General features: G+C 60.3%; 7 protein-coding genes. 6 read left to right on the plus strand and 1 reads right to left on the minus strand.

The annotated features are described in order from the left end of the window. The first annotated feature begins 109 nt into the window (after positions 1-109). The 6 genes from RIFP1SYM_RS15410 (at position 110) to RIFP1SYM_RS15435 (ending at position 4982) form a co-directional block, all read left to right on the plus strand. A complete protein-coding gene (locus tag RIFP1SYM_RS15410) occupies positions 110-526 on the plus strand; it encodes a rubrerythrin family protein (RefSeq protein ID WP_005966510.1) in 417 nt (138 codons plus the stop codon). Positions 527-595: 69 nt separating this feature from the next. Continuing rightward, complete coding sequence (locus RIFP1SYM_RS15415) at positions 596-1927, plus strand: heterodisulfide reductase-related iron-sulfur binding cluster (protein WP_005966512.1); 1332 nt, start codon at positions 596-598, stop codon at positions 1925-1927. 109 nt (positions 1928-2036) lie between these two features. Next, positions 2037-2618 (plus strand): DUF3501 family protein, encoded by a 582-nt coding sequence (locus RIFP1SYM_RS15420; protein WP_006475502.1) that lies wholly within the window; start codon positions 2037-2039, stop codon positions 2616-2618. Positions 2619-2933: 315 nt separating this feature from the next. Continuing rightward, a complete protein-coding gene (locus RIFP1SYM_RS15425; RefSeq protein WP_039960733.1) occupies positions 2934-3827 on the plus strand; it encodes a pirin family protein in 894 nt (297 codons plus the stop codon). Next, complete coding sequence (locus tag RIFP1SYM_RS15430) at positions 3814-4374, plus strand: cytochrome b (RefSeq protein ID WP_039960735.1); 561 nt, start codon at positions 3814-3816, stop codon at positions 4372-4374. Before RIFP1SYM_RS15425 ends, RIFP1SYM_RS15430 begins: the two co-directional genes overlap by 14 nt. Beyond that, positions 4374-4982, plus strand: coding sequence for a YceI family protein (locus RIFP1SYM_RS15435; protein ID WP_005966521.1), 609 nt, complete (start codon positions 4374-4376; stop codon positions 4980-4982). Before RIFP1SYM_RS15430 ends, RIFP1SYM_RS15435 begins: the two co-directional genes overlap by 1 nt. 72 nt (positions 4983-5054) lie before the next feature. On the opposite strand, the gene RIFP1SYM_RS15440 is transcribed toward RIFP1SYM_RS15435, so the two are convergent. Next, positions 5055-5399 carry an ATP-binding protein gene (locus RIFP1SYM_RS15440; RefSeq protein ID WP_081417786.1) on the minus strand — a complete coding sequence of 115 codons (345 nt, stop codon included), beginning with the start codon at positions 5397-5399 and terminating at the stop codon, positions 5055-5057. Positions 5400-5441 lie beyond the last annotated feature (42 nt).

Genomic DNA, 5441 nt, shown 5'->3' on the forward strand with positions numbered 1-5441 from the left:
GTCAATCATTTGGATTCAAACAAACAATTAGAGGTATTTCAGGTCAGCAACTATATTTTCTCCGTGCCTAGCAGGCACAAACCAACTGAACCGAAAGGAGAAAGAGACCATGTCCCTGAAAGGCAGCAAGACTGAGCAGAACCTGAAAGACGCCTTTGCCGGCGAATCCCAGGCCAACCGCCGCTATCTCTACTTCGCCTCCAAGGCGGATATCGAGGGCTACAACGATGTGGCAGCCCTGTTCCGCTCCACCGCTGAAGGCGAAACCGGCCATGCCCATGGCCATCTGGAATACCTGGAAGAGTGCGGCGACCCCGCTACCGGCATGCCCTTTGGCAGCACCGTCGACAACCTCAAGACCGCAGTGGCCGGCGAAACCCACGAGTACACCGACATGTACCCCGGCATGGCCAAGGCCGCCCGTGACGAAGGCTTCGACGAGATCGCCGATTGGTTCGAGACCCTAGCCAAGGCAGAGCGTTCCCACGCCAACCGCTACCAGAAGGCTCTGAACGAGATGGAGTAAGCGGTAGACGCCGGGGCCGGATGGTCCCGGCACCTCCCCATCTCAACAGTAATCAGCGGAGACGACACCATGAGCATCAGAGAAGGTAACCTGGAAGCCCCCACCCGTCACCCACTCAACTGGAAAGAGGCAGACTTCTACAGCGAAGCGTCGCTGTTTCAGGAGCTGGAGCGGGCATTCGATATCTGCCACGGCTGCCGGCGCTGCGTCAGTCTCTGCCAATCTTTCCCCACCCTGTTCGACCTGGTGGACGAATCAGAGACCCTGGAGGTGGATGGCATCGCCAAGGCGGACTACTGGAAGGTAGTCGATCACTGCTACCTCTGTGATCTCTGCTTCATGACCAAGTGCCCCTATGTCCCACCCCACGACTGGAATCTGGACTTCCCCCACCTGATGCTGCGCGCCAAGGCGGTGAAGTACAAAAAGGGCGATGTAAAACTGCGCGACAGGATTCTCACCAGCACCGATGCGGTCGGCAGCATCGCCGGAATCCCAGTGGTTGCCGGAGTCATCAACGCAATCAACAAGGCCAAGCCCGCCCGCAAGGCATTGGAGGCCGTGCTGGAGGTACATGCCGAAGCCCGCCTGCCAGAGTTCCACTCGAAGAGCCTGCGTTCACGTCTGGCCGACAGGCGCGGCAGAGAGGCGAAAGGTGAACTGGCCGGCCCCACCAAGGGCAAAGTGGCGCTATTCGCCACCTGTTACGGCAATCGCAACGAGCCGCTGATTGGCGAAGATCTGGTGGCGGTGTTCGAGCACAACGGCATCCCCGTGACCCTGGCCGAGAAGGAGCAGTGCTGCGGCATGCCCAAGCTGGAGCTAGGCGATCTGGAGGCGGTGGAAGCGGCGAAGAATGCCAACATCCCGGTGCTGACCAGACTGGTGGACGAGGGTTGGGATATCGTCGCCCCGATCCCCTCCTGTGCTCTGATGTTCAAGCAAGAGCTGCCGCTAATGTTCCCCGACGAGCCCGATGTCATCAAGGTTTCCAAGGCGATCTTCGACCCTTTCGAATACCTGATGCACCGCCACAAAGCTGGCAAGCTGAATACCGATTTCAAGACCCCTCTGGGCAAGGTGGCCTACCATGCCGCCTGCCACCAGCGGGTACAGAACGTGGGTTCCAAGACCCGCGAGCTGCTGTCGCTGATACCGGAGACCACCATCGAGGCGATCGAACGCTGCTCCGGCCACGACGGCACCTACGCCGTCAAAAAAGAGACCCACGACGCCGCGATGAAGATTGTCCGGCCGGTGGTGAACCGGGTCAAAAAGGCCGAAGCGGACCACTACGGCAGCGACTGCCCGATGGCCGGACACCATATCGAACAGGGCATGGCCGATGGCAGCCACACCGAACACCCGATGGGCCTACTGCGCAAGGCCTATGGGATCTGATAGCCCAATGGATCATCCTGCGGGTCCGGCTGTAGGTCCGACTGAAGTCGGACCTACGATCCAAACCAACACCCGCACGAGAGAGAAACCTGTTAACGGAGAAGAACTGATGAGCAAACTGTCACACCACGATCTCTACAGTCTGGAAGAGTACTCGAACATGCGCGGCGAATTCCGCGGCAAGGTGATGGAACACAAGAAAAACCGCCGGGTACCTCTGGGCGAGCATGCTGCTCTCTACTTCGAGGACGCCCTAACCATGCAGTACCAGATTCAGGAGATGCTGCGCATCGAGCGCATCTTCGAGCATCAAGGGATTCAGGACGAACTGGATGTCTACAATCCCCTGATCCCCGACGGTATGAACTGGAAGGCAACCTTCATGGTGGAGTACGAAGACCCGCAGGAGCGACACCAGGCACTCGCCCGCCTGATCGGCATCGAGCGGGCGCTGTGGGTGGCGGTTGAAGGTTTCGCTAAGGTGCGCCCCATCGCCAATGAGGATCTGGAGCGTGAAACCGAAGAGAAGACCGCCTCGGTACACTTCGTGCGTTTTGAGTTGACCCCGGAGATGGCTGCCGCCGTCAAGCAGGGTGCCACCATCAAGGCTGGCATCGATCACCCGCACTACCAGGCAGAGATCACTCTGGAGGAGCCGATCAGGGCATCGCTGGCGGGGGATCTGCACTGAGCCGCACTTATGGCTCCTGTTCCACGACAGCAAAACCCTGTAGAAGCGACCGCTTGCGATGCAAATATCTTCAGTGTCGTTTGATTCGCGCCGCAAGCGGACGCTCCTACAAATTTTGGACTATGAACAAAATATTGGTGCATAGCCAACCAACAGTGACTCCTCCATCCTGAACAGGTGAACCTGGCAACGGCACGGCAGATTGTCAGTTTGTTCCATAGATTTGGGGCTTGCATCCCGACTTGACCGACTGGTTTAGTCAGCTATTGCCGCCTAAACTCTCTCCACATGATGCTCAAAATCTGGAGGGACACGATGACCACCATCTTTAAAAAACCACGCCAGCTGATCCGCATCATCCGCGGCAGCGACACCCAGGATGGCGCTGGGGTGCAGTTGACCCGGTTCATCCCGAGCCACAGCCTGCCGCTGCTCGACCCATTTCTGCTGCTCGATAGCTTTCGCTCCAACAATCCACAGGACTATATCGCCGGCTTTCCGCCCCACCCGCACCGGGGGTTCGAAACGGTCACCTACCTGTTGGCCGGACGGGTGCGGCACCGCGACAGCGCCGGCCACAGCGGGGTGGTGGAAGCGGGCGGGGTACAGTGGATGACCGCCGGGCGGGGCATAGAGCACTCCGAGATGCCTGAACAGGAGCAGGGGCTGCTGGAGGGGTTCCAGCTCTGGGTCAACCTGCCCGCCGCACAGAAGATGGCCACCCCCTGTTACCAGGAGTTTGCACCACAGGAGATACCGCTGGAGCCGCATGAAAACGGCACCCGTATCCGGGTCATCGCCGGGCAGACCGCCTGCGGCACCCGAGGTGCAGTCAATGGGATCAGTGTGCAGCCACTCTATCTGGATATCGCCCTGCCTGCCGGCGAGACCTACCAGGAGAGACTGGCCAGCGGCCACAATGCCTTCATCTATCTGATCTCAGGGAGCCTAACGATTGCCGGTGATAAGACGCAGAACAACCGGATCGAACCGCGACAATTGGGGGTGCTGAGTGATGGCGACAGCGTCGTCATCGAGGCGAACCAGGCGAGTCGTCTGTTGCTGCTGGCCGGACGCCCGATCGGTGAGCCAGTAGTACGCCACGGCCCGTTCGTGATGAACAGCACCGAGCAGATCGAGCAGGCCTATCGGGACTACCAGGCCGGCCTGTTCGGCAGGCTCGATGAGACACCCGATGCAGTGGCGTAACACGACAGACGCCTGGGGCCTGCCAGCGATCCTGCTGCACTGGCTAGTGGCCCTTGGCCTGTTCGGTCTGTTTGGGTTGGGGCTGTGGATGACCGGGCTCGACTACTACCACCCCTGGTACCGTCGAGCCCCCGATCTGCACCGCAGCATCGGCAGCCTGCTGTTTCTGCTGGTGCTGCTGCGGCTCGGCTGGCGACTGCTCAACCCCACCCCCACCGCCCTACCTAACCACCTGCCCTGGGAGCACTTAGCCGCGCGGCTGGTGCATTGGCTGCTCTATCTGCTGCCCCTGCTGGTGATGCTGAGCGGCTACCTGATCTCCACCGCCGATGGCCGGGCTGTCTCAGTGTTCGACTGGTTCGAGCTACCGGCGCTGTTGACTGGCCTGGAGCAGCAGGAGGAGGTGATGGGCAGGCTGCATAAGCTGCTCGCCTGGGGCCTGATCGGCACCGCAGCGGTTCACACCAGTGGTGCCTTGAAACACCACTTTTTTGACCACGACACCACCCTGACCCGCATCTTGGGGTCCACCAAGGAGCAACCCTAATGCAACACAAGATCATCAGCGGCCTACTCGCCGCCGGCCTCTGCCTCGCCACCCTGCCGACCCAGGCCGCCGACTACACCATCGACACCAAAGACGCCCACGCCTTCATCCAGTTCAAGATATCCCATCTCGGCTACAGCTGGCTGCTGGGCCGCTTCAACCACTTCTCGGGGGGCTTCAGCTACGACGAGAACAACCCGGCGGCCGCCAAGGTCCGGGTCGAGATCGATGTCAGCAGCATCGACTCCAACCACGCCGAGCGCGACAAACACCTGCGCAGCAAAAAGTTCCTCGACGTGGCCAACTACCCCAAGGCAGAGTTCGTCAGCACCAGTTTCCAGGAACTGGCCGACGGCACGGCTAAATTGCACGGCAATCTCTCCCTGCACGGGGTCACTCAGCCAGTCACCATCGATGTCACCCAGATCGGCAGCGGCACGGACCCCTGGGGTGGCTATCGGCGCGGCTTTGAGGGCCACACCCGCTTCGCCCTGGCCGACTTCGGCATCGACTACAATCTAGGGCCGGCATCGAAAGAGGTCGAACTCTATCTGGGCATCGAGGGGATCAGGAGCGACAACAAAAGCCGCCCCAGGCAACGCCGATGAGCCGGGTCAGGCATTGAACCCTGCGCCCCGCTCCGCGTTTCCACGGCTGCATACTCTCCTGCCAAGATGGGCTTAGTGGGAGTTTTTCTCACTGCGCGAGTTGGGTAGGCTCAGGCACGCCTTTGTCCCGCCGCCCTGGCGTGGCACAAGCTGGATCTGCCAACCATATAAGTCACAAAGCTGGCGAACGATTGCCAACCCCAGTCCGCTGCCTCCTGTTGCAGGATTGCGCGACCCTTCGAGTCGAAAAAAGGGCTGGAACACCGCCTCCAACTGCGCTTCAGGGATACCCGCCCCCCGATCCAGGATCTGGATCTCTGCCATCGCTCCATCACACTGCAGCCGCACCTCAAGCGGTTTCCCGTCACCATACTGCAGGNCTTTCCGAGCANGTTGGCAGATGGCGGGGCGGTAGATTCATACATATGGGAATACCTTGCCATCTTTAGGCCCGATATT

The organism is endosymbiont of Riftia pachyptila (vent Ph05), assembly GCF_000224455.1.
GTDB classification, from domain to species: domain Bacteria; phylum Pseudomonadota; class Gammaproteobacteria; order Chromatiales; family Chromatiaceae; genus Endoriftia; species Endoriftia persephonae.